The 22,737-nt window shown below is 73.3% G+C and carries 17 protein-coding genes; 11 read left to right on the top strand and 6 right to left on the bottom strand.

Annotated elements, in window-relative coordinates:
- Positions 1-91 precede the first annotated feature (91 nt).
- Positions 92-691, bottom strand: coding sequence for a histidine phosphatase family protein (locus tag AB0C35_RS09070; protein WP_358452277.1), 600 nt, complete (start codon positions 689-691; stop codon positions 92-94).
- 21 nt (positions 692-712) lie between these two features.
- The gene (locus AB0C35_RS09065; RefSeq protein WP_358452275.1) at positions 713-2,188 is read right to left on the bottom strand and encodes an FGGY family carbohydrate kinase; all 1,476 of its coding nucleotides are present in this window, start codon (positions 2,186-2,188) and stop codon (positions 713-715) included.
- 241 nt (positions 2,189-2,429) lie between these two features.
- Here AB0C35_RS09065 and AB0C35_RS09060 point away from each other — a divergent pair, with 241 nt between their 5' ends.
- The 9 genes from AB0C35_RS09060 (at position 2,430) to AB0C35_RS09020 (ending at position 17,343) form a co-directional block, all read left to right on the top strand.
- Entirely contained in the window at positions 2,430-3,218 is a 789-nt protein-coding gene (locus AB0C35_RS09060) for a DeoR/GlpR family DNA-binding transcription regulator (RefSeq protein ID WP_358452273.1), read from the top strand.
- A 44-nt stretch (positions 3,219-3,262) separates the two neighbouring features.
- On the top strand, positions 3,263-4,270 hold the full coding sequence (locus AB0C35_RS09055; protein ID WP_358452271.1) for a 2-hydroxyacid dehydrogenase: 1,008 nt from the start codon (positions 3,263-3,265) through the stop codon (positions 4,268-4,270).
- A gap of 38 nt (positions 4,271-4,308) precedes the next feature.
- Positions 4,309-5,733 carry an FGGY-family carbohydrate kinase gene (locus AB0C35_RS09050; RefSeq protein ID WP_358452269.1) on the top strand — a complete coding sequence of 475 codons (1,425 nt, stop codon included), beginning with the start codon at positions 4,309-4,311 and terminating at the stop codon, positions 5,731-5,733.
- Between the two features lie 307 nt (positions 5,734-6,040).
- Entirely contained in the window at positions 6,041-8,782 is a 2,742-nt protein-coding gene (locus AB0C35_RS09045; protein WP_358452267.1) for a family 78 glycoside hydrolase catalytic domain, read from the top strand.
- A gap of 143 nt (positions 8,783-8,925) precedes the next feature.
- Positions 8,926-10,191 (top strand): extracellular solute-binding protein, encoded by a 1,266-nt coding sequence (locus AB0C35_RS09040; RefSeq protein ID WP_358452265.1) that lies wholly within the window; start codon positions 8,926-8,928, stop codon positions 10,189-10,191.
- A 2-nt stretch (positions 10,192-10,193) separates the two neighbouring features.
- Positions 10,194-11,144, top strand: coding sequence for a sugar ABC transporter permease (locus tag AB0C35_RS09035; protein ID WP_358452263.1), 951 nt, complete (start codon positions 10,194-10,196; stop codon positions 11,142-11,144).
- Positions 11,141-11,968 (top strand): carbohydrate ABC transporter permease, encoded by an 828-nt coding sequence (locus AB0C35_RS09030; RefSeq protein ID WP_358452261.1) that lies wholly within the window; start codon positions 11,141-11,143, stop codon positions 11,966-11,968. The genes AB0C35_RS09035 and AB0C35_RS09030 overlap by 4 nt, the downstream gene beginning before the upstream one ends.
- On the top strand, positions 11,965-15,645 hold the full coding sequence (locus AB0C35_RS09025) for a glycosyl hydrolase (protein ID WP_358452259.1): 3,681 nt from the start codon (positions 11,965-11,967) through the stop codon (positions 15,643-15,645). Before AB0C35_RS09030 ends, AB0C35_RS09025 begins: the two co-directional genes overlap by 4 nt.
- Before the next feature lie 93 nt (positions 15,646-15,738).
- The gene (locus tag AB0C35_RS09020) at positions 15,739-17,343 is read left to right on the top strand and encodes an alkaline phosphatase D family protein (RefSeq protein WP_358452257.1); all 1,605 of its coding nucleotides are present in this window, start codon (positions 15,739-15,741) and stop codon (positions 17,341-17,343) included.
- A 51-nt stretch (positions 17,344-17,394) separates the two neighbouring features.
- On the opposite strand, the gene AB0C35_RS09015 is transcribed toward AB0C35_RS09020, so the two are convergent.
- The gene (locus AB0C35_RS09015) at positions 17,395-18,384 is read right to left on the bottom strand and encodes an ATP-binding cassette domain-containing protein (RefSeq protein ID WP_358452255.1); all 990 of its coding nucleotides are present in this window, start codon (positions 18,382-18,384) and stop codon (positions 17,395-17,397) included.
- A gap of 274 nt (positions 18,385-18,658) precedes the next feature.
- On the opposite strand from AB0C35_RS09015, the gene AB0C35_RS09010 reads away from it, so the two are divergent.
- Positions 18,659-19,726, top strand: coding sequence for a S1 family peptidase (locus tag AB0C35_RS09010; RefSeq protein WP_358452253.1), 1,068 nt, complete (start codon positions 18,659-18,661; stop codon positions 19,724-19,726).
- A 285-nt stretch (positions 19,727-20,011) separates the two neighbouring features.
- Entirely contained in the window at positions 20,012-21,067 is a 1,056-nt protein-coding gene (locus tag AB0C35_RS09005) for a S1 family peptidase (protein WP_358452251.1), read from the top strand.
- Between the two features lie 68 nt (positions 21,068-21,135).
- Here AB0C35_RS09005 and AB0C35_RS09000 read toward each other — a convergent pair whose 3' ends face one another.
- From AB0C35_RS09000 to AB0C35_RS08990, 3 genes are read right to left on the bottom strand one after another with little or no spacing between them, the layout of a single operon-like run.
- Positions 21,136-21,873 carry an alpha/beta fold hydrolase gene (locus tag AB0C35_RS09000; RefSeq protein WP_358452249.1) on the bottom strand — a complete coding sequence of 246 codons (738 nt, stop codon included), beginning with the start codon at positions 21,871-21,873 and terminating at the stop codon, positions 21,136-21,138.
- Positions 21,870-22,529 (bottom strand): GNAT family N-acetyltransferase, encoded by a 660-nt coding sequence (locus AB0C35_RS08995; RefSeq protein ID WP_358452247.1) that lies wholly within the window; start codon positions 22,527-22,529, stop codon positions 21,870-21,872. Before AB0C35_RS08995 ends, AB0C35_RS09000 begins: the two co-directional genes overlap by 4 nt.
- On the bottom strand, positions 22,522-22,731 hold the full coding sequence (locus AB0C35_RS08990; protein ID WP_358452245.1) for an MbtH family protein: 210 nt from the start codon (positions 22,729-22,731) through the stop codon (positions 22,522-22,524). The genes AB0C35_RS08995 and AB0C35_RS08990 overlap by 8 nt, the downstream gene beginning before the upstream one ends.
- Positions 22,732-22,737 lie beyond the last annotated feature (6 nt).

The following is a 22,737-nucleotide window of genomic DNA, read 5'->3' as shown; positions in this document are numbered from 1 at the left end:
CGGTCGCGGCGTCACTACTCGGCACTGAACTCTTGGGGCGAATGTGACGATTGGTCCCTTATTCCGCGGCCCTTTCCCGCCATCGGGCGGATCAAGGAACCGGGACGTTGTAGGAGATCAGGGCGGTGGAGCGTCCCGTCATCCGCAGCTCGGTGACGGCGCAGTTGCGGACCTGCGGGAACACCGTGCGATAGGACGACGGTGCGATGCCCAGCAGCCCGCACAGGGTCAGCCGCAGCAGCGTGTTGTGCGTGACGACCAGGGCCCGCTCGCCGCGGTGGCGGGCGGCGATGCGCCGCAGCGCCGTCATGCCGCGCTCGACGGCCTTGCGGGGGTCCTCGGCCCCCGGGAACACCCCGGTCACCGGGTCGGCGAGAAAGGCGTCCACGTCCGCGGGCGGCAGCTCGGCGAGGGTACGGCCCTCGGCGGCGCCGAAGTCCAGCTCGATCAGGTCGCCGTCGATCGCGATGGGGAGCCCGAGCGCGGACGCCGCCGGGGCCGCCGTCGCCCTCGACCGGCTCAGGGGGGAGGCCCACACCGCCTCCGCACCCGTCTCGGCCGCCCACCGGCCGAGCCGTTCGGCCTGCTCCCGTCCGGTTCCGGTGAGCGCGACATCGGTGACGCCCGCGTACCGGTTCTCCGCGTGCCACTCGGTCTGGCCGTGCCGGACGACGTAGAGGGTGGTGTTCAAGGCACTCCTGCCCATGCTGTCCTACCCGTGCTCTCGTGCGTAGGCGGCCACTTCGGAGGGTAGCCAGCCGCGCTTTTCCAGTTCGTCCACGAGGTGCCCGAAAGGAGCGCCGTAACGCTCCGTCATGCCGGGACGGGGCTCCACGACCGTGCGGATGCGCACCATCGACTCGGCGACGTCGGCCGGTGAGCGGTCCGGCGCGGTGCCGCAGGCGGCGAGGACCGCCATGCCCAGCGCCGCGTCGGCGTGCTCGGGGATCCGGGCCGGGCGGCCCAGGACGTCCGCGCGGAGCCGGTTCCAGTAGGCGCTGCGCACCGCGCCGCCGGTGAAGGTCACCGGCCCCTCGACGGCGGCGCCGAGCCGGCGGACGTAGGCCAGCGCCAGCCGCTCGACCAGGGCGACGCCCTGGAGCAGGGCGGCGTGCCGGTCGCCCTCGTCGCGGGGCGTTCCGAGCATGAACCCTTCGGCCTGGGGGGCGAGGAAGGGGAAGCGCTCACCGGGCGAGACCAGCGGGTAGGCGACCGCGCTGGACGGTTCGCGGCGGGCGGCCAGCGCGTCCAGCCGCTCCAGGTCCGCGACGCCCGCGAAGACGCCCGCGCCCACGCTGGACGCGCCGCCGGGCAGCCACGCCCCGTCCGGTGCGCGGTGGCTGTACATCACCCCGGCCGGGTCGCGGACGGGCGAGGCCGTCACCCCCTTGAGCACCAGGGTGGTGCCGAGCACCGAGTTCCACCGGCCCGGCCGCAGCGTGCCCGAGCCGAGCTGCGCGGCGCACCCGTCGGTCATCCCCGCGATCACCGGTGTCCCGGCCTTCAGCCCGGTCTGCCCGGCGGCCTCGGCGCCGACCTCGCCCAGGACCGTTCCGGGCCGGACGACCTCGGGGAAGAGCGCGGCGGGCAGCCCGAGCCGGTCGTGCAGATCGTGCGGCCACCGCTCGCCCAGGAGGTCGTATCCCGTCTTGAGGGCGTGGCTGGAGTCGGTCGCCACCGGCTCCCCCACCAGCCGCCCGGTGATCAGGTCGGACTGGTGGGCGATACGGGCGCGCGACAGGACGCCGGGACGGTCGCGGGCCAGCCACAGCACCTTGGCCAGCGCCCAGGAAGGCTGGATGCGATGCCCGAGCCGCTCCCACAGCGGCGCCCCGGCCGCCTGCGCCAGCCGCGCCTCGGCGGACGCCCGCGCGTCGTCGTACATGACGCCCTCGGTCAGCGGCCGCCCGTCCGGGTCGGTGAGCAGGACGGTCCCGGAGGTGGCGCACACCGCCAGGCCGCGCACCGCCTCCGGGGCCGAGTCCCGCAGTGCCGCCCGGGTGGCCAGGGTGACGGCCGTCCACCAGTCGCCGGGCCGCTGCTCGTGCCGCACGCCGTCGCGCCGTCCGGTCAGCGGGGCGGAACCGCGGCCGGCCACCCGGCCGTCGGCGGTGACGGCGAGCGTCCGCACCCCCTGGGTCCCGACGTCCACGCCGACCCACAGCGGCCCGGACGAGCCAGCTCGCACGATAGGACTCCCTAGATTTATCACTTCAAGATGTGAACTTATAATGCCGAGGCAGCATATCAATCACTTGTTACCGTCTCAGCGGGTCCCCGACGACGACGGTACGGGTTGACGTGGGAGGTCCCGTTGTTACAAGCTCGATGGCGCTGGGGTGAGGGTTGTTAACATCACGAACCCCGGTATCGCAGTTCGGGTGGCCGATCACCCCTCCGCCGGCGAGCGGCCACGAGAGGATCGCAGCATGACCAAGGAGATGAGCGGCAGGCGCGGACCTGACGCAAGGCGCCAGGCCATCGCCGACCATGTGCTGTCCGTGGGCTCGGTCACCGCCGGGGACCTCGCCGAGCGCTTCGGCGTCAGCCTCATGACGATCCACCGCGACCTGGACGACCTCGAACGGCAGGGCATCGTCCGCAAGTACCGGGGCGGCGTCACCGCGCAGCCCTCGGGCGTGTTCGAGAGCAACGTCGCCTACCGCATGAAGTCGATGCGGCCCGCCAAGGACGCCATCGCGGCGAAGGCCGCCGAGCTGGTCGAACCCGGCATGGCGGTGATGCTCGACGACTCCACGACCACGCTGGCGCTGGCCCGCAGGCTGGCCGGCGTCACCCCGCTGACGGTGATCACCAACTTCCTGGAGACCACGAACCTGCTGGCCCGCGAGCGCGGCATCCGGCTGATGGCGCTCGGCGGGGAGTACGACTCGCTGCACGACTCCTTCCTGGGGGTCTCCTGCGTGGACGCCGTCACGGCGCTCCACGTCGACCTGTGCTTCGTGTCGACCTCCGCCGTCTCCGGCGGGTACGCCTACCACCAGGAGCAGCACATCGTGTCGGTCAAGCGGGCCATGCTCGACGCCGCAGCGCGCAACGTGCTGCTCGTGGACCACTCCAAGCTCGGCCGCGTCGCGCTGCACCGGGTGGCGCCGCTGTCGGCGTTCGAGCGCGTCATCGTCGACGACGGCGCGGGCGCCGAGGTGCTGCGCGAGCTGGACGAGCACAAGGTCGCCTACGAGGTTGCCGTCACCTGAGCCCGGGGCCCGTGCCCGCCCTACGACCCGACGAGAGAGATCCGATGAGAGTGCTGGCCGCGGGAGACCGCTTCGTCCTGCCGGAGCTGCTGGCCGGCGCGCTGGACGCCGAGCTCGGCGGCGCGGCCGACGTCCGCCGCCTGGAACTGCCGTGGCCGGTGGTGCCGTTCGGCCCGGTGGCCGAGGTCGACGAGGCGTCCGGCGACGAGGACACCATGATCGACGCGCTGGACGGCGCCGAGGCGTGCGTGACCCAGATGGCCCCCGTCACCGCGAAGATCCTGGACAACGCGCCCGGTCTGCGGCTGGTGGCCGTCGCGCGGGGCGGCCCCGTCAACGTCGACGTGGCGGCGGCCAGCGAACGCGGCGTGCGGGTCTGCTACGCGCCGGGACGCAACGCGACCGCGACCGCCGAGTACACCGTCGGGCTGATGCTCGCCGTGCTGCGCCGAATCCCCGAAACCCACGCCGCGCTGGCCGGGCGGCGCGAGTGGGGCGGGCGGTACTACACCTACGAGTCCACCGGTCTCGAGCTCGAGGGAACGCCCGTCGGGCTGGTCGGCGGCGGGGCCGTCGGCAGCCGGGTCGCCCGGATCCTCGCGGGTTTCGGCGCCGACGTCCAGGTCTACGACCCGTACCTGCCGGACGGCGGCGGCGCCGCGAGCCTGGACGATCTGCTGCGCCGCTCCCGCGTCGTCTCCCTGCACGCCCGGCTCACCGCTGACAACCGGGCCATGATCGGCGCCAGGGAGCTGGCCCTGATGCCGCCCGGCTCGGTGCTCGTCAACTGCGCCCGGGGTCCGCTGCTGGACGAGGACGCGCTGTGCGACGCGCTGGATTCGGGCCATCTGCTCGGCGCGGGCCTGGACACCTTCGCCGTTGAGCCGCCGCCCGCGGACTCGCGCCTGTTCGGCATGCCCGGCGTGGTGATGACCCCGCACCTTGGCGGCGCGAGCCGAGCCGTGGCCGAGAAGGCGGCCCGCATCGTCGCCGCAGAGGTCGGGCGGCTGCACCGGGGCGAGCCTCTGGCGCACTGCCTCAACCCAGCCTGATCCGCCGGCCCCGCCGGGAACAGACGAGGAAGTTCACGATGTACGTCGGGATCGACGTGGGAACGTCCGTGGTGAAGGCCGCGGCGTTCGACGAGGACGGCCGGGCCCTGGCGGCCGAGTCGCGTCCGGCGCGCACGCTGCGCGGCGACGCCCGGGTCGAGCAGGACACTGAGGAGGTCGTGTCGGCCGCCGGGCAGGTGCTCGGCGCGCTGGCCGCGCGGCACCCCCGCTTCGCCGCCCCGCATGCCGTCGGCGTGACGGGCCAGGGCGACGGCGTGTGGCTGGTGGACGGGCGGGCCCGGCCGGTCCGTCCCGCGATCTCCTGGATGGACGGCAGGGCCGCGGAGATCGTCACCGAGTGGACGGCGGGCGGCGTCGCGGCGGAGGTCTTCGCGCGCACCGGGAACGCCATGTTCCCCGGCTGCCCGGCCCCGCTGCTGGCCTGGCTGGACCGGCACGAGCCCGCCGCCCTCGACGCCGCCGCCACCGCCGCCTACTGCAAGGACGTCGTGTTCCAGCGCCTCACCGGGGTGCGCGCGACCGACGCGAGCGACGCCTCGGTGCCGTTCCTGGATCCCCGCACGCGGACCTACGACGCCCGCTCCCTCGCGGCCTGCGGCCTGTCGCACCGGGCGGATCTGCTGGCACCGGTCGCCGAGCCGCTGCCGCGGGGCGGGCTGCTCGCCGGGGGGCCGCTGCCGGCCGGCACGCCGGTCACCGCCGGCCCCTTCGACGTGCCCGCCTGCGCCCTCGGGGCCGGGGTGACCGAGACCGGCGACGGGCTGCTGATCATCGGCACGACGCTGGCCTGCCTGGCCGTGGTGGACGAACCCGCGCTGGACGGTGAGCCGACCGGGTTCTGCTTCGCCACCGGGCGGCCGGACCGGTGGCTGCGCGGCATGCCCGCGATGGTCGGCACGGCGGCGCTGGAATGGGTGCTGGCGAGGGTGGGCGCGTCCCATCGCGACCTGGACGACCTGCTGGCGGCGTCGCCGCCGGGCGCGCGCGGGGTGCGGGTGCTGCCGTTCTTCTCGCCCTCCGGGGAACGCGCGCCGTTCGTCGAGCCGGCGGCGCGGGCCGAGATCACCGGGGTGAGCCTGGAGACCACCACCGCCGATCTGGTGCGGGCGACGTGCGAGGGCATCGCCCACGCGGCGCGGCACTGCCTGGACGCCGCCGGGTTGCGCGGCGCGCTGTCGGTGGCGGGCGGCGGCACCCGCAGCGACCGCTGGCTGCAGCTGTTCGCCGATGTGCTGGGCCGGCCGCTGCGGGTCGCGGCGGAGGAGGCCGGGGCGCGGGGGGCGGTGCTCGCCGGGGGTCACGGGCTGGACGCGGCGGCGTGGACCCGTCCGGTCTCCGTCCGCGACCCGGACCCGGCCCCGGCCGTGTTCCACGACGAGGAACACCGGGCCTATCTGGCGCGGGTGGAGACGGCCCGCGAACGCTGGCGCACGACTTCATAACGTTCGATCATGTTGTTATCGCATCCATGACCTCCCGTCCCGCCACAGGCCCCTGAGGGACGGCTCTGCGGGCCCCCGGTGCCCACTTTCGCCGGTAATGCCCGGCCACGGGTACCGTGACCGTTGCAGACGAGGAGGCCGGTCCCCGGATACGGCCGGAACGGAGGTCGATCCGGCACGCCGCAGGCCACGCTGTAACGTGATCTGTGCGCCATATTGACACTCAATCCCGGTATCTCTACCCTCAATCTCACACTCAGAAGTGTTAATTAACCGCATGAGGATGCAAGCGATCGGAGGCGGGCCCATGACCGGCCATCCCACCGCGGCGCTGGTGCCCCACGGCCTTCGCTGCGAGCACCTGGCCGAGCCGCTGGGCATCGACGAGCCCGCCCCGCTGCTGTCGTGGCGCCTCTCCTCCCCCCGCCGGGGCGACGCGCCCGCCCGTCACCGGGTGCGGATGTGGGCCGCTCCCGCCAATGCCCCCGCCGATGCCCCCGCCGTGACCGGCGCGCCGGTCTGGGACACCGGCGAGGTGAGAGACGCGGCCGCGGTGTCCGTCCGCTACACGGGCGCGCCGCTGAGCCCCCGCACGCGCTACCACTGGGAGGTCGCCGTCACCGCCGAGGACGGCGCGACCGCAGTGGCGGCCTCCTGGTTCGAGACGGGGATGCTCCGCCCGTCGGCCTGGCGGGCCTCCTGGATCACCCACGACACCGCCGACCTCGACGTGGTCGACGCGCCCGAAGAGGGGGAACTCGCGCTCGCCGACCACGGCCTCCAGCCCGCCGTCCGGCTCCGGCGCACGTTCGAGACCTCCGCCGCACCCGTCCGCGCACGTCTTTACGTCACCGCCCGCGGGCTCTACGAGATGCGGCTGAACGGGCGGCGCGCAGGCGACGCCGAACTCGCGCCGGGCTGGACCGACTACCGCGACCGCATCGACTACCAGGTCCTCGACGTGACCGCGCTCGTCGGCGCGGGCGAGAACGTCCTCGCCGCGACCCTCGCCGACGGCTGGTGGAGCGGCTACGCGGGCTTCGACCCGCGCCGCCTCGGCGCCCACTATGGAGCGTTCCCGCAACTGCTGGCGGAACTGCACCTCGACCACGCCGACGGGAGTCACGAGGTCATCGCCACCGACGCGACGTGGCGGACCCGCCGCTCCCCCGTCCGGTACGCCGACCTGCTGAAGGGCGAGTGCCACGACCTGCGCCGCGACACCCCCGGCTGGGACCGCCCCGCGTTCGCCGACACGGGCGGCTGGCGTCCCGCGCAGGTCACCGGCACCGACCACGACCTTCTCACCGCCTCCGTGGCCCCGCCGGTCCGCGCCGTCGAGGAACTGCCCGCCCGCGGCATCACCCGCACCGGCGGCGACCGTCACCTGGTGGACTTCGGCCAGAACTTCGCCGGCCGCGTCCGCCTCACCGCCCGCGGACTGACCCCGGGCGCCCGCGTGGTGATCCGGCACGCCGAGGCCCTCGACGACGACGGCGCGCTCTACACCGACAACCTGCGCACCGCCGACGCGACGGACGTGCTCATCGCGGGCGACGACCCCGAGGTCGTGTTCGAGCCGCGCTTCACCTACCACGGTTTCCGCTACGCCGAGGTCACCGGCCTTCAGGACTTGGACGCCGCCGACATCACCGGCGTCGTCCTGCACAACGACACCCCCTGGGCGGGCGACTTCGCCTGCTCCGACCCGGACGTCGAGCGCCTGTACCAGGCCATCCGCTGGGGCCAGCGCTCCAACTTCGTCAGCGTCCCCACCGACTGCCCGCAGCGCGACGAGCGGCTCGGCTGGCTCGCCGACGCGCAGGTGTTCCTCCCCACCGCCTGCCTCAACGCCGACGTCGCGGCCTTCTTCACCGGCTGGCTGCGGGAGGTGCGCGGCGCCCAGTCTCCCGGCGGCGCCTTCACCAACGTGGCGCCGAGGCTGACCGGCGTCGCCGACGAGGGCGCGCCCGGCTGGGGCGACGCCGGCGTCCTGGTGCCCTGGCACCTGTACCGCGTGTACGGAGACGAGCGGTTCCTGGAACGCAACCTCGACGCGATGTGCGCCTGGGTCGACCACGTCCACCGGCACAACCCCGACCTGGTGTGGCGGCACCGCGTCGGCCCGCACTTCGCCGACTGGCTCGCCCCGGAACCGACGCCGCGCGAGGTCGTCGCCACCGCCTACTTCGCCCGCAGCGCCGACCTCACCGCCCGCGCCGCCGAGATCCTCGGCCGGGGCGACGCCGCGCGGCGGTACGGCACCCTCGCCGGGCACATCCGCAAGACCTTCGCCGAACGCTTCGCCACGCCCGGCGGCCGGATCTCCGGCGACACCCAGACCGCCTACCTGCTGGCCCTGGCGTTCGGCCTGCTGCCGGACGACCTCGTGCCGCACGCAGCCGGCCGCCTGGCCGAACTGGTCGAGGCGGCCGGCCCCGCCCTCACCACCGGATTCCTCGGCGTGGGCCTCGCCGCCCCGGTGCTGGACGCCTGCGGGCGGCCCGACCTGGCGCACGCGCTGCTGCGCAGGACCGGCCCGCCGTCCTGGCTGTACCCGCTGCGGCACGGCGCGACCACGATCTGGGAGCGCTGGGACGGCTACACCGAGGAACGCGGCTTCCAGGCCGCGGCGATGAACTCCTTCAACCACTACGCGCTCGGCTCGATCGGCGAATGGCTCTACCAGGGCGTCGCCGGGCTGAGCCAGGCGCCCGGCTCCACCGGCTACCGCGAACTGCTGATCCGCCCCCGGCCCGGCACGCTGACGTGGGCGCGCGCCGCCTACGAGTCGGTCCGCGGCACCGTCCGGACCGGATGGGCACGGGCGGACGGCGAGCTGCGGCTCGAGGTGAGCGTGCCACCGGGGGCCACCGCGATCGTGCACGTGCCCACCGGCGATCCCGGCGGCGTGCGCGAGAGCGGGGTCCCGGTGGCCGGCGCCGCCGGGATCCAGATCATCGGCACCGAACCCGGCGCGCTCCTGTGCCGGGTGACCTCGGGGGACTACCGCTTCACCGCGGAAGATCCATCGGCCGCCGTCCCCTGATGGCGGACGGCACCCGCGGCCCCGGCCGCAGAACTCGTGGCGGCCCCCCGGCCGCACCGACGGCGGCCCCGGCCGCAGCACCCATGGCGGCCCCGGCCGCGAAGGACCATCGCGGCGCCCGAGCCGCGTTTCGAGGAGGACTCATGACATCGTCGACGGGGCTCAGCCGCCGCGGCTTTCTGGGGCTGACCGGCGGCGTCGCCGCCATGGGCGCGCTCGCGGCCTGTGGCGGGACGTCCGGGTCGGGCGGCGGCGGGACGCTGCGGCTGGTCGGTGTCGCCGACCAGCAGAAGCCGCTCGACCTGCTGCTCAAGGAGTACACCAAGACCAAGTTCAACGCCTCCTTCGCGCCCACCGACCAGGTGCAGACCTCGGTGCGCACCCAGCTCGGCGCGGGCAACGCCCCCGACGTGCACGTGGTGTACCCCGGCGACGGCTCGGCGATGAGCATGAAGCAGATCTCCGAGGCCGGCCTGCTGGCCGACCTGAGCGGGCAGTCCTGGACGAAGCGGATCCCCGCCGGGCTGAAGCCCGCGTTCCAGAACAACGGCAAGACCTACATCTACTCCGCCGGGTCCAGCGTCATCGGCGCCATCTACAACAAGAAGGTCTTCGAGGAGGCCGACGTCGAGCCGCCCACGACCTGGTCGGGGTTCCTGGAGGTCTGCGAGAAGATCAAGAAGAAGGGCAAGGTGCCGATCGCGCTGGGCGCCCAGACCCAGTGGGTCACCCAGCTGATCACCTACGCCCTCGTCCCGTCCACGGTCTACGCGAAGAACCCGGATTTCGACGAGCGGATGAAGGCGGGCTCGGCGAGCTTCGCCGGCTCGGGCTGGACCGAGGCGCTGGAGATGTACCTGGACCTGCAGAAGCGCGGGTACTTCAACGACAACCCCAACGGCACGACGTTCGAGCAGCAGACCTCGATGGTCGCCACCGGCAAGGCCGCGATGGCGATCCAGGTGTCGGCGGTCCTGCCCGACTTCCGCAAGTCCGCCGCGAGTGCCGACGCCCTGGGCATGTTCCCGGTGCCCGGCGCGGACGACGCGAACCAGGTGTGGATCCCGGCGGGCGTGGTCGTCGGCCTCGGCGTCAGCGCGCGCGGCAAGCACCTGGACGAGGCCAAGGCGTTCATCGAGTTCCTCGGGGAGCAGAAGAACATGAACCGCTGGGCCGAGGCCATCGCGTGCGTTCCGCTCAGCCGCGACGCCAACTCCAAGATCGACCCGGTGCTCGATTCGTTCCTGCCGTTCATCGACGGCAACAAGGCCGTGCCGTTCATGGACCAGGCGTGGCCGAACGCCGAGGTCCAGCCCGCCCACTTCGCGGCGGTCCAGGAACTGCTCGGCGGCAAGACGACGGTGGACGCCGCGCTGAAGAAGCTGGACGAGACCTACCGGAAGAATTGATCGTGACGTCGACCACCCGCCCCGCCCCGGTGAAACGGCCCGTCCGGCCGGACGCCGCGGGCCGCCGCCGGCGGCGGGGCGCCCGCTTCCTGTCGCCGCCGTGGTGGTTCGCGGCGCCCGCCCTGGCCGTCTACGCCCTGGTGGTGCTGTACCCGAGCCTCAGCGGCGTCGTGTACGCCTTCACCGACTGGAACGGCCTGGGCGAGCGGAACTTCATCGGCCTCGGCAACTTCACGCAGTTGTTCCGCGACGAGGCCGCGCGCGGCTCGCTGGTCAACACGCTGCTGCTGACCGTGGCGATCGTGTTCGTCCAGAACGGGATCGGGCTGCTGCTGGCGCTCGGCGTGCACGCCAAGATCAAGTCGCGGACGGTGCTGCGGGTCGTGTTCTTCGCCCCGGCCGTGGTCAGCCCGGTGATGGTGGCGTTCCTGTGGAAGTACATCTACAACCCGGCGCCCGGCGCCGGGCTCAACGGCATCCTCGGCGCGGTCGGGCTGGGTTCCCTGCGGCAGGACTGGCTGGGCGACCCTTCACTGGCGCTGTGGTCGGTCGCGGGCATGGTGATCTGGCAGTTCGCCGGATACTCGATGGTGATCTTCCTGGCCGGGCTGGAGGGGGTGCCCGTCGAGCTGCACGAGGCCGCGATGATCGACGGCGCGGGCCGGTTCCAGCGGTTCCGCAACGTGACGTGGCCGATGCTGGCGCCCGCGGTCACCATCAACATGATGCTGTCGACCATCGGCGGGCTCAAGCTGTTCGACCAGGTCTACGCCGCGACCAGCGGCGGTCCCGGCCACGCGAGCGAGACGCTGTCCACGGTGCTCTACAAGCAGGCGTTCGTCTTCGGCAACTTCGGCTACAGCACCGCGATCGCGCTGGTGCTGGCGTTGTTCGTCGCGGCGGTGTCGATGGTGCAGATCCACTACCTGCGGAGCCGGGAGGTGAGCACATGAACATGCGGTACGGGCTGCGGACGTTCGGGCTGGAGATGGTGATGGTCGCCGCCGCCGTCGCCTTCCTGTTCCCCGTGTACGCGCTGGTCACGCTGTCGCTCAAGGACCAGCGGCAGGTCGCCGAGTCGCCGCTGGCGCCGCCGTCGAGCCCGGCGCTGGACAACTACTCCGCCGCCTGGACGCGCGCGGAGCTCGGCCCGGCGCTGCTGAACAGCACGGTGATCACGGTGGTGAGCCTGCTGGCGCTGATCGCGATCGGCTCGTTCGCCGCCTACTTCCTGTCGCGCCGCGCGTCCCGGCTGGGCTACGGGCTGTACGTGCTGTTCCTGCTGGGCATCGTGCTGCCGTTCCAGCTCGGGATGATCCCGCTGTTCAAGATGGTGGACGGGGCGGGGCTGCTCGGCACCTACCAGGGCATGATCGTCTTCTACACCGGGATCCAGCTGCCCTTCACGATCTTCCTCTACACGGGGTTCATCCGGGCGCTGCCGGGCGACTACGCGCACGCCGCGCTGATCGACGGCGCCGGCCACTTCCAGGCGTTCACCCGGGTGGTGTTCCCGCTGCTGCGTCCCGTCACCGGCACCGTGCTGATCCTCAACGCGGTGTTCATCTGGAACGACTTCTTCACTCCCCTGCTGTATCTGGGCGGCTCGACCCGCGAGACGGTGCCGGTGCGGATCTTCTCCTTCGTCGGCCAGTACGTCTCGGACAACGGGCTCGTGTTCGCCGGGCTGGTGCTGGCCTCGCTGCCGATCCTGGTCGTGTTCCTGCTGCTGCAGCGGTACGTCATCAAGGGCTTCGCGAGCGGACTCAAGGGATGATCCCGGACCGGCTCCGGGCGGTGCTGGACGCGCCGCCGCGCGCGTACTCCCCCGCGCCCATCTGGTGGTGGAGCGGCGAGCGGCTGGACCGGCGGCGGCTGCGCGACCAGCTCGAACGCTTCGCCGAGGGCGGCGTGTACAACCTGGTGATCCTGAACCTCGCGCCGTCCGGCCCGATGTTCGGCGCCGACGCCGACGCGCCCGCGTTCTTCACCGACGCCTGGTGGGAGCTGCTCGACGGGGTCTGCGAGGACGCCGCGCGGCTCGGGGTGTCGCTGTGGTTCTACGACCAGCTCGGGTTCTCCGGCGCCGACATCCAGGCGCGGCTGGTGCGCGACGTCCCCGGGTTCGCCGGGCGGTGGCTGGAGCCGGACGGCGGCACGTCCGTGCGCGGCTTCGACTACCTGTCGGCGCGGGCGTGCGCGGCGCTGCTCGACCGCGTCCACGGTGAGTTCGAGCGGCGCCTCGGGCACCGTCTCGGCAACGTGATCGTCGGCTCCTTCCAAGACGAGCTGCCCGCGCTGCCGACCTGGACCGAGGGGTTCGCCGAGGAGTTCGCCGCCCGCCGCGGCTACGACCCGGCCCCGCACCTGCCGTCCCTGTGGAAGGGCGGCGGCGACGAGGCGGGCGAGTTCCGCCGCGACTACCACCTCACCCGCGCGGAGCTGGCCGAGGAGGCGTTCTTCCGGCCGCTCGCCGGATGGCACGAGCGGCACGGGCTGCTGCACGGCTGCGACCAGCAGGACCCGGCCCGCGCCGGGCGGCCGGCGGACGGGGTGCGGCTGTACGCCGACTACGCCCGCACCCACCGCTGGTTCGGCGCGCCGGGCTCGGACCACCACGGCGACGCCCGGATCCACTCGTCCCTGGCCCACCTGTACGGCCGGGACCGCGTGTGGATCGAGGCGTTCCACTCCAGCGGGTGGGGCGGAACGCTGGAGGAGACCTTCGACTGGCTGCTTCCGTGGCTGCGCGCAGGCGCGACCCTCTACAACCCGCACGCGGTCTACTACACGACCAAGGCCGGCTGGTGGGAGTGGGCGCCGCCCTCGACCGACTGGCGGCAGCCCTACTGGGCGCACCACCGGGTCTTCGCCGACGCCGTGACGCGGCTGTGCGCGGCCCTGTCGCTGGGCCGCCACGTCTGCGACGTGGCCGTGCTGTTCCCGACGTCGACCGCGCAGGCGGGCACCCGGCTCGACGGCGTCGACGCGTCCGCCGCGCTCGCGCAGGACACCTACCGGGCGCTGGTGGGCGACATGGCGTGGTTCCAGATGGTCCCCGGCGCCCTCGACCGGCTCCGCGTCGACGCCGACGTCATCGACGACGACTCCGTCCTGCGGGCCACGGTGGCGGGCGGGCGGCTGAACGTCGCGGACGAGTCGTACGGGACGGTCCTGCTGCCCGCCTGCACCGTCCTCGAAGGGGACACCGCCAGGCGGCTGACCTCGCTGATCGAGGGAGGCGGCCGCGTGGTCGCCGTCGGCCCGCCGCCCCGGCTCGGCGTCGGCGACCCGGCCGCCGGCGAGGCCGTGGCCAGGCTGGCGCCGCTGCTGGAGACCGTCCCGGACACCGGCGCGCTCGGCCCCCTGCTGGACGGCTCCCGGCGGGTCGAGGCGCCGGTCCCCGCGCTGGTCCGCGAGGTCGACGGCGCGACGGTGGTGTTCGTGGCGGCGGCGGAGTCCATGGCCAGCCGCGTATCGGTCGGGCGCCCGGACGAGCGGGGCATCGACCTGGGCTGGCTGGACGTGACCTACGACTTCGACCCCGGCCGCTACCACCGCGACATGCGGATCCGCGTCAACGGCGTGACGGGCCCGGCCTACCTGGTGAGCCCGTTCGGCGGCCCGCCCCGGGAACTGCCCGTCACGTCCGTGCCGTCGGGGGCGGAGGTCGTCGTCCCGTTCGATGACGGCCCCGCCGCGCTGCTGGTGTTCCCGGATGCGGCCCGTCCGGAGCAGGACGCGCCGGCCGCGCCGCGGCGTCCCACAGCCGAGCTGGACCTCGGCTCCACCTGGGACATGGAACTCGTGCCGACGCTCGACAACACCTGGGGGGATTTCGCCCGTCCGGCCGGTGCCATGGCGCCGCTGGAGCGGTGGCGGCTCTGGCACCGGGCGGACGAGGACCCGTCCGCCGAATGGGCCCCGGCCTACGCGACGTTCGGCCCTCACGGGCTGTGGTCCGGCGCCGGGGACCGGTGGCGGCCGGTCGTCTACTCCGACAGCCGGGGCATCCGCAAGGATCCGGTCCACCGGGCGGTGCTCGGACCCAAGGGGCACGTCCCCGAGGAGTTCCTCGACTTCGGCGAGGCCGCGGCGGGAGAGCGGATCACCCTGCGCACCCGCGTGAGCGTGCCCGCTCCCGGCGGGTTCCCGGTGCTCGGCTTCCCCGCCGCCAAGACGCTCCTGGCGGACGGAACCGAGGTCCCGCTCGACGACCGCGGCTACCTGGCGGTCGGTACCGCGGCGCTTCCGCCGGGCGAGCACACGCTGGAGATCCGCCTGGTGCCCGGTGAGGACGTGCGGCTGCGCGGCCACCTGTCCGTCGTGACCGAGCCCGCCCGGTGCGTCCGGCCCGAGTGGATCACCGCCGGGGGAACCGCGCGCCCGGGTGCGCCGGTGGCCTTCACCGCCGAACTCCCGCGCGTCACCGGCCCGGCCGTCCTCCAGGTCGCGTCCGCATGCCCGTGCCGGGTCCTGGTCGACGGCGCGGAGATCGGCCGGCAGGGCGGCTTCGACCCCTACGCCGAGCAGGAGGCCCCCCGCGTCGGCCGCTACGACCTGCCGGACGCGCCCGGCGCGCGGCTCACCCTCGTCCTCACGGAAGGCGACACCCCGGCGGCGGTCCTGGTGGACGGGCCGCTCGTGTCCGGCGCCGGCTGGCACGCCGCGCGCGACGACGCCGCCGCGCCCGTCGTTCCCAGGCGGGCGCAGATCGGCGACCCCGCCGCCCTCCACCTGCGGCGCCGCCCGCACCCCCTGCCCGGCGCGCACTGGCTGGAGGACGACGTGGACGACGGCACCGTCCTGCCCGCGTCCTTCGCCGGGCCCGGCGCCCTGCCCAGGGCCGAGCGGCTGCGCTTCGCGGTGCCGCCCGGCGCGACGCGGATGCGGTTCACCGCACGGGGCGAGGTCACCGGCATCCTTCTCGACGGCGTTCCGCTCGGCGCCGCGCACGACGGCGGCGGCCGCTTCGACGTCGAACTCCCCGGCCGTGCACGGCCGGCAGGGACGGCCGAGCTGCGGCTGCGGACCCGGCCCGAGCACCGGGAGGGCGCGGCGCTGGCGGGGCCGGTCCAGTTCGCCATCGGGGCGGGCACGATCGAGCTGGGCGACTGGGATGACGCGGGCCTGGCCGGCTACAGCGGCGGCGTCCGCTACCGGCGCGTCCTGGACCTGGCGGCGGCTCCCGGGCCCGCCGAGCTCGATCTCGGCCGCGTCCGCGGCACCGCCGAGGTGACGGTGAACGGGCAGGCGGCGGGCGTGCGGATCTGCGCCCCGTACACCTTCGACCTCGGCCCCGCCCTGCGCGCCGGCCCCAACGAGATCGAGATCGTCGTCTACGGCACCCTGGCCCCCCACCTCGACGAGACCAGCCCCACCCACTTCGTCTTCCCCGGCCAGCGCACCTCCGGGCTCCTCGGCCCGGTGGTCCTGAAGACCTTCCCGACCTGACCGGCCACGTCCCCGTGACCTAGCCCGATGTCCCCCGACTGCCAGATGTGCAGCCCACGCGCGTGAGCGCGGCCATCCCCCCCGGGAGAGCGCATGACCCAGCCCCCTGCCCTGAACAGCCCGATCATCGGACGGCGCGGACTACTCCTGGCGGGCGGCGCCCTCGGAGTGGGCGCCGCCGTGGCCGGCGTCTCCGCCGCCCCGGCCTGGGGCGCCCCGGTGTTCCAGGACGACCCCTTCGCCCTCGGGCTGGCCTCCGGCGACCCTTGGCCGGACGGCGTCGTCCTGTGGACGAGGCTCGCGCCCGAGCCGCTGGCTCTGGACGGCTCCGGCGGCATGCCCGCCCGCAAGGTCGAGGTCGGCTGGGAGGTGGCCGCCGACGAGCGCTTCCGCAAGGTCGTCCGCCGCGGCAACGCCTTCGCCGTCCCGGAACTGGGGCACTCCGTGCACGTCGAGTTGCGCGGACTGCAGCCGGACCGCGAGTACTTCTACCGCTTCCGGGTCCGGGGCGCCCTGAGCCCGGTCGGCCGCACCAGGACCGCCCCCGAACCCTGGGCGAGGACCCGGAGGCTGAGCTTCGCCGTGGCGTCCTGCCAGGCGTGGTTCGAGGGCTTCTACACCGCCTACCGCCACATGGCCGAAGAGGACGTGGCGGTCGTCTTCCACTTGGGCGACTACATCTACGAGAACCAGATCAGCCCCACCGGCGGAATCCGCAACGTCGCCGTTCCCCCGGAGATCCAGGTCGAGCCCACCGACCTGACGCAGTACCGCCTGCGGCACGCCCTGCACCGCTTCGACCCCGACATCATCGCCGCGCACCAGGCGCACCCGTTCGTCCTGGTCTGGGACGACCACGAGATCGAGGACAACTGGGTCGGCGACATCTCCAAGGCCGACGGCGAACCCGACACGGACCCGGCGGTGTTCCGCCGCCGCAAGGCCGCCGCCGCCCAGGCGTACTACGAGAACCTGCCGCTGCGCGGTCCCGGCAGGCCGCAGGGGTCGCACACCCGCCTGTACCGCAGGCTGCGCTACGGCAGGCTCGCCGACTTCCACGTCCTCGACACCCGGCAGTACCGCGCCGACCAGGCGTGCGGCGACCGCACCAGCGACTGCGCCGACCGGCTCGCCCCCGGCCGCACGGTGCTCGGCCCGGAGCAGGAGAAGTGGCTGTACGAGGGGCTCGGCGAATCCCGCGCCACCTGGAACGTCATCCCCCAGCAGATCCCGGTGACCCAGGTCGACACCGTCCCCGGCGACGGGCGCAAGTTCGTCATGGACTTCTGGGACGGCTACAAACCGGCCCGCGACCAGCTGTTCGCCGAGTTCGTCGACCGCGGTGTGCGCAACCCGGTCGTGCTGACCGGCGACATGCACCGCCACATGGCCGCCGACCTCAAGCTGGACTTCGACGACCCGCGCTCCCGCACGATCGGCGTCGAGTTCGTCGCCACCTCCATCTCCACCAAGATGGACGGCGAGGACCTCGACCAGGGCGGCCGGAACCTGCTGGACGCCAACGAGCACATCAAGTTCACCAGCTACCAGCGCGGCTACCTGCGCTGCACGCTCGACGACGAGACGTTCCGCACCGACTTCCGGGTCCTGCCCTACGTGACCCGGCCGGGCGCGCCGATCAGTACCCGCACCTCCTTCGTCACCGAGAACGGCAACCCCGGCCTCCAGTCCGCCTGACGCCGAGGGCTCCCGGCCAGGGCCGCCGGCGATGCCGCGGCCCTGGCCGTCCTAGGGGCGCCACTGGCGCTGTGCGGCCAGGGAGTCCCAGTCGGTGAGCCAGTTGCGGCCCTCGTCGTCGATGAACGAGCCCGGCGGCGGGGTCACGCGGTGCTCGGCCAGCCACGCACCGGGGCGTCGCATCGAGGGGCGCAGGCCGCCGTCGCTCGGCATGAGCTGCGGCGGGATCGGCGCGGGCATCGTCTGCGGCGCGGACTCGCTCGCGACCTCGGCGAGGTCCTTCTCCTCCGCCATCCCGATCGGGCCCTGCCGGCGCGCGTTGAAGAACTGGTTCACCGCGGGGTGCGTGCTGGACAGCACCATCTCCCGCGGCCCGAACATCACCAGGCCGCGGCGGAACAGCAGGCCGAGGTTGTCGGGCAGGACGCGGGCGGTGCCGATGTCGTGCGTGACGATCAGGAACGTCGCGCCGAGCTGGGTGTTCAGGTCGACGAACAGCTGGTTGAGGTACGCGGTGCGGACGGGGTCGAGGCCGGAGTCGGGCTCGTCCGCCAGGATGATCTCCGGGTCGAGGACGAGGGCGCGGGCCAGTCCGGCGCGCTTCTTCATCCCGCCGGAGATCTCGCCCGGCAGCTTGTCCTCCGAGCCGGACAGGCCGACCATCTCCATCTTCTCCAGCACGATGCGCCGGATCTCCGACTCGCCTTTCTTGGTGTGCTCGCGCAGCGGGAAGGCGATGTTGTCGTAGAGGTTCATGGAGCCGAACAGGGCACCGTCCTGGAACAGCACCCCGAAGTGGCGGCGCAGCTCGTAGAGGTCGCTCTCGCGCAGCCGCGGGACGTCGCCGCCGCCCACGTACACGTGGCCCCGGTCGGGACGCAGCAGCCCGACGAGGTTCTTGAGGAACACCGACTTCCCGGTCCCGGACGGCCCCAGCAGTGCGGAGATCTCACCCGCCGGAATGGTCAGGGACACGTCCTCCCAGATGACCTGCCGCCCGAACGACTTCCTGAGCCCTTCCACCCGGATCTCGACACCCATGGGCACTCCCGTGCGGGAACCGGGAGCGGGGGATCCGCAGCTTATGTCCGGCCCCCCGTCGCCTCGACTGTACGTCGCGGTTCGCCCGCCGGGGAGGCCCATTGGACGCGTCGTCCATCGAGGGACGACCACGGATTCCGTACCCGGTGTGACAATACGTGGCCGACCGATTAGTCACTTTGTTCCCTTACGCCCGCATTCAGGTTTCTTCCAGCATGTCCCGTGACCTCCGGCGTGCCAATCCGGGCGCGCCCAATCCCCCCTGGAGGCACAAGTGAAGATCCGTCACAGGCGCGTCGGCGCCGCCGCCCTGGCCGCGTCCGGGCTGCTGGCGACCGCGCTGGTCGCCGCTCCCGCCGCGAACGCGTCGCTCGACGCGGCCAGCGCGCCCGTCGCCACGACGTCCGACACGGGCGGGGTGGCCGCGAAGCTGGCGGGGCAACTCGGCTCCCGCACCGCCGGCGCCTACCTCGACCAGGCCACGCGCCGGCTCGTGGTCACGGTCACCGACGCCAAGGCCGCACAGGCCGTGCGCGCCGCCGGCGCCGTCCCGAAGACCGTCGCGCGCAGCGGCTCCGACCTGAAGCAGGTCATGGCCGCGCTCAAGCGCGACGCCACCGTCCCGGGCACCGCCTGGGCCGTCGACCCGGCCGCCAACCAGGTCGTGCTGACCATGGACAGCACGGTCAAGGGCGCCGAGCTGAAGGAGGTGAAGGCCGCGGCCGCCGAGCAGGGAGCGGCCGTCCGCACCGAGCGCGTCGCCGGGAAGTTCCGCCCGTACGTCATTGGAGGTGACCCCATCTACTCCGGCGGCTCCCGCTGCTCGCTGGGCTTCAACGTCACGAACGGAACCGACTACTTCTTCCTGACGGCGGGGCACTGCACCGAAGCGGGCTCGACCTGGACCGACGAGTCGGGGACGACGCTCGGCGGCAACGCCGGCAGCAGCTTCCCCGGCAACGACTACGGCATCGTCCGGTACTCCTCCACACCGGAGGACACGCAGGGCGGCGTCAGGGGCCCCGGCGGCTTCCAGGACATCACCGACGCCGGGAACCCCACGGTCGGGCAGACCGTGACCCGCAGCGGCAGCACCACCGGCGTCCACAGCGGGCAGGTCACCGCGCTCAACCAGACGGTGAACTACCAGCAGGGCAGCGTCAGCGGCCTGATCCGCACCAACGTGTGCGCCGAGCCGGGCGACAGCGGCGGCCCGCTGTTCGCCGGGTCCATCGCGCTCGGGCTGACGTCCGGGGGCAGCGGCAACTGCTCGTCCGGAGGCGTCACGTTCTTCCAGCCCGTGACCGAGGTGCTCTCGGTGTTCGGGGTGGACGTCTACTAGCCGCCCCGCGAGTCGCATCGGCGGCCCGCCGGAGCTCCCAGGCGGCGGGAGGCCGCGCCCCGGCCCCGGTTCCCCACGCGGGGGGACCGGGGCCGGTTCGCGGGCGGTTGATCCACAACATGAAGGCATTTCATGGTCTGACCACCGGACCATTGTCAGGGTGCCAATCACATCGTCCCGAATTAGTCACCTTCTGCGTCTTACGCCCGCATTGACGGTTCTTACACCATGTCGGTGACCTCCGGTGCACCATTCGGGTGCGCCCATCCCCCCGTGGAGGCACAAGTGAAGATCCGTCACAGGCGCGTCGGCGCCGTCGCCGTCACCACGGCGACCGCTGCAGTGGTGACCGCCACCCTGGCCACCGCACCCGCCGCGTTCGCCAGCCCGGCGGCACCCGCCGCACCCGCCGACCACGGCGCGGTCGCGTCGTCGCTCGCGCACCAGCTCGGCTCCCAGACCGCCGGCTCCTACCTCAAGGGCGGCAAGCTGGTCGTGACCGTGACCGGCGCCAAGGCCGCACAGGCCGTGCGCGCCGCCGGCGCCGTTCCGAAGACCGTCGCGCGCAGCGGCTCCGACCTGAAGCAGGTCATGGCCGCGCTCAAGCGCGACGCGACCATCCCGGGCACCGCCTGGGCCATCGACCCGGCCACCAACCAGGTCCTGCTCACGATGGACAGCACCGTCAAGGGCGCCAAGCTCAAGAAGGTGCAGGCCGCCGCCGCCAAGCACGGCGCGGCCGTCCGCACCGAGCGGGTCGCCGGGACGTTCCAGAAGTTCACCCTCGGCGGCGAGGCCATCTACGGCGGCGGCTCCCGCTGCTCGCTGGGCTTCAACGTCCGGAGCGGAGGCACGTACTACTTCGTCACCGCCGGGCACTGCACCAACATCAGCTCGACCTGGACCGACAGTTCGGGGCGGACGCTGGGCCGGACCGTGGCCAGCAGCTTCCCCGGCAACGACTACGGGGTCGTGCAGTACAGCTCGACGCCCACCGACACGCGCGGCGCCGTCAGCCTGTACAGCGGCACCCACGACATCACCCGCTCCGGGAACGCCACGGTCGGGCAGACCGTGTACCGCAGCGGCAGCACCACCGGCCTGCACAACGGCCGGGTCACCGCGCTCAACCAGACCGTCAACTACTCCCAGGGGTCGGTGTCCGGCCTGATCCGCACCACCGTGTGCGCCGAGCCCGGCGACAGCGGCGGCCCCCTGTTCGCTCCCAACACGGCGCTCGGCCTGACCTCCGGCGGCAGCGGCAACTGCAGCTGGGGCGGGACGACGTTCTTCCAGCCCGTCACCGAGGTGCTCAACCGGTACGGCCTGAGCGTCTACTGACCGATACCCGAGAAGGCGGGCCGCCCCGGATCCATGACTCCCGCGGGGCGGCCCGCCGCCGTCCGGGCTCAGGGGACGGCGGGGACTTCGAGGGTGCGCTGGATCTCCGCGATGACGTCCGGCTGCCGTTCGGTCAGGTAGAAGTGGCCGCCCGGCAGGATCCTGAGCGCGAAGCGCCCGTCGGTCGCCCGCGCCCAGCCGGCGGCCTGCTCCTCGGACACGTGCGGGTCGGCGTCCCCGATGATCGTGGTGATCGGGACGGTCAGCCGCGTGCCGGGCCGGTGGGCGTAGTCCTCGATCAGCCGGAAGTCGTTGCGCACGTACGGCAGGACGAGCTCGCGGAGCTCGGGGTCCCGCAGGGCCTCGGCGTCGCTGCCGCCGAGGTTCACCATCTCGGCGACCACGCCGTCGTCGTCCCTGTCGGCGACGCGGTCGTCGCCGCGGTCGTGCGGCGGGCGGGCGCCGGAGGCGAACACGTGCACCGGGGCGCTGCCGCGCTCCTGCAGCAGCCGCGCCACCTCGTAGGCCAGGACGGCGCCCATGCTGTGCCCGAACAGGGCGGCGGGACGGTCCATCAGCGGCGCCATCGCACCGGCGACGAGGCGGGCGAGCTGGTGGGCGTCGGTGACCATCGCGTCGGCCATCCGGTCGGCGCGGCCCGGGTACTGGACGGCGTGCACCTCGACGGCCGGGCTGATCTCCTTGGCCCACGTCCGGTAGAACACCGCCGACCCGCCCGCGTGCGGCAGGCAGAACAGCCGCATCGACGCCCAGGGACGGTTCTCGGGGCAGCGGAACCAGGTCACGTGATCAACTCCTCCTCCTCGTGGCGGCGGGAGGCCACGCGCGGATCGTGCGGCAGCGGCCACGGCGCGACCCGCGGGTCCGGGACGAGCTTGGACGCGGTGGTCTCCGCGGCCACCTTAAAGCCCCGGCGCCGGTAGTTGGCGATCGCGTTCGGATGGTCGAGGCTGCTGGTGCGCAGCCACACCCGGGTGGCGGGGCCGCTGCCCCGGGCCCACAGCTCGCCGCGCTGCCAGGCGCGGCGGGTGCACTGCTCGACGAGGTACCCGCCGTAGCCGCGGCCGACGAACGCGTGGGTGAGGCCCACCAGGTGGATCTCGGTGTCCCCGCCGGGCTGCGCCTCGATCTCGAAGAAGCCCGCGATGGTGCCCTCGGCCATGGCGATCCACGTGGACAGCTCGGAGCGTTCCACCCACGCCCGCCAGTCCGCGTGCGTCCACGGGAACCGGTCCGTCCAGCAGACGGGGGCGCCGACGGCCGCGTACATGGCGCGGTTGACCTCGGGGGACGGCTGCCCGGCCAGCGTGAACGTCATCTCGACGCCGGGCAGCGGCGCGGGGCGCAGGTCCGCCGCGTCCAGCATCTCCATCGTCCACTCGGTGACCGCGGGGATCTCGATCGCGTCCCCGCGGAGCGCCGGCGGGCCGCCGTCATTCACCCATGGCCTCGATGAGGCTCTTGGGGCGCATGTCCGTCCAGTTCTCGTTGATGTAGTCCAGGCACGCCTGCCGGGTGTCCTCGTCCTTGGCCACCGTCCAGCCGGCGGGGACCTCGGCGAACGACGGCCACAGCGAGTGCTGGCCCTCGTCGTTGACGAGGACGACGTAGGTGCCGTCGGGGTCCTCGAAGGGGTTGGTCATCTGCGT

Origin of the sequence: Spirillospora sp. NPDC048819 (assembly GCF_040650055.1) — a bacterium.
Classification (GTDB): domain Bacteria; phylum Actinomycetota; class Actinomycetes; order Streptosporangiales; family Streptosporangiaceae; genus Spirillospora.
Note: the sequence above shows the minus strand (reverse complement) of the source record. Positions and strands in the feature narration are given on the sequence as shown.